2 protein-coding genes are annotated in these 1,800 nt (G+C 54.3%); both read left to right on the top strand.

The genetic code is table 11. The annotated features are described in order from the left end of the window. Positions 1–138: 138 nt before the first annotated feature. A complete protein-coding gene (locus tag ACW7G5_RS14750) occupies positions 139–669 on the top strand; it encodes a nuclear transport factor 2 family protein (protein ID WP_457005767.1) in 531 nt (176 codons plus the stop codon). Positions 670–794: 125 nt separating this feature from the next. After that, positions 795–1,208: a hypothetical protein gene (locus tag ACW7G5_RS14745; RefSeq protein ID WP_457005765.1), complete on the top strand. Its 414-nt coding sequence runs from the start codon at positions 795–797 to the stop codon at positions 1,206–1,208. Positions 1,209–1,800 lie beyond the last annotated feature (592 nt).

Raw genomic sequence — 1,800 nt, 5'->3', positions numbered from 1 at the left:
TGCTGCAGTTCTAATCTACCGGCATCACAACGCGGTTCGCACTTTCGCTGACAGCGCCGGTGGTGCCTAACGATTCATTCAAGCCGATGCCGCTTCGCGGCACGGCTTAATTCTGGTGTTAGGCCACGGAGAGTTCACATGTCACCTCTGAAAAAGCTTGCCTTCATTACTTTCGTTCTCCTGTCAGCAAGCCTGCAACCCGCAATAGCTGTCCATAACGAACCCCGAGACGTGGCAGCGATTCGTGAGATTGTGGAAGCGTTCCGTACATCAATCATCAATAAGGACAAGGCAACGTTCGTTGAACTCTTCTTTTCTGACAAGCCCGAGCATGTGACTTGGCAGATGGTAGACGACGATACAAGGGTAGCCAGATTCAAAGAATTCGCACCCGAAGCGAGCCGGGTCGTTAGGTGGCCACAGAACACCTACCTGGCCATGATCGATGCGACAACCGCAGCTGATTCAGGATCGCTCGAGGAAGTATTCCGGGACGTAACCATAGATACGGATGGATTGGTCGCTTCCGTGAACTTTGACTATTCCGTTCTGCACAATGGGGAAGAATCCCATTGGGGCCGTGAGATGTGGCATCTGGTGCACACTGAGGACGGCTGGAAGATCATCTCAGTAATATGGTCGCAACGGGATCCTGTATCCAGCGAATGAACAGCGCGTGGCCTAACAATGCGTTCAAGCCGAAATTGCATCGCTACGCCGTCAACATGGCAGAAAGAGCTTGCCATGTTGCCAGCTACGCGCTGCAATTCGGCTTAACTTGAGTGTTAGGCCTTATGAAAGCACTCGCCCTCCTGCTCGTCTTGGTTGTCGCCCAGTCGGCACTCGCGCACGACGTCGACTTTCGCGTGGTGAGGGGCGACTGTGCCGGCGGCCCCGAAGATCTGAACGCCTTGAGCGAGATTCAGTCAGCCTGGCTCGCGGACGGGACTCTCGAGATCACCGCTTGGGGTACTGAAACACAAGAACGCTCAGTGGTAGACGGCTCTGCGATTTTGGATGCATCACGACCGGGCGTCATTCGCCTAATCTACCAGTCCAAGTTCACGCGTCTCCCGCCAGACGCACCTGTCCTAATGTGTGAGGACTTCGCAAAGCTCATCTTCCTGATTCACGGATTGGAGCGGGCAGACTACGAGATCACCATTGAGGAGAGCCAAATCGTGTTGCGTTCGGTGGTGAAGGGATGAATTAACTCGGGGGCCTAACATTGCGTTCAAGCCGAAATTGCATCGCTACGCCAACAACATGGCAGAAAAAGCTTGCCATGTTGCCGGCTACGCGCTGCAATTCGGCTTAACTTGAGCGTTAGGCGTGGAGTTATCCTTGAAATTCCCTCTCATGAGTGCCGTGCTATCTGCAACATGCATCTTGCTGGCACTGGGCGTCTGGCACGTTAACGGCAGATATTGTGCCTTCGGCTTCGGCGGATTTCAGTGCAATGGACCGTTTGTCGGGATCGGAGACTTTCTTTTCCTACTCACGCTCATCTTGGCACTGGTCCTGCCCCTATCATTGGCTATCTGGGTCTGGCGCCTTGCAAAATGGTGGCGTCGCGCCTAACAATTCATTCAAGCCGAACCCGCTTCGCGGGTCGGCTTAATTCAGGCGTTAGCGCCCATGAGATACATCAATGCAGTTTGACCGCCCGAACGATCTGGACCGACCAGAGTTTCATAGACACTCACTGGCCGCTCTGCGCGTAGCGCCGTTCAAACTCTACCGGTGAGACGTCGCCAGCGGAACCATGCCGTCGAACCGCGTTGTAGAACATCTCGATGT

Source organism: Luteimonas sp. A501, from assembly GCF_054052085.1.
This window is presented reverse-complemented; position numbering and strand designations above follow the sequence as displayed.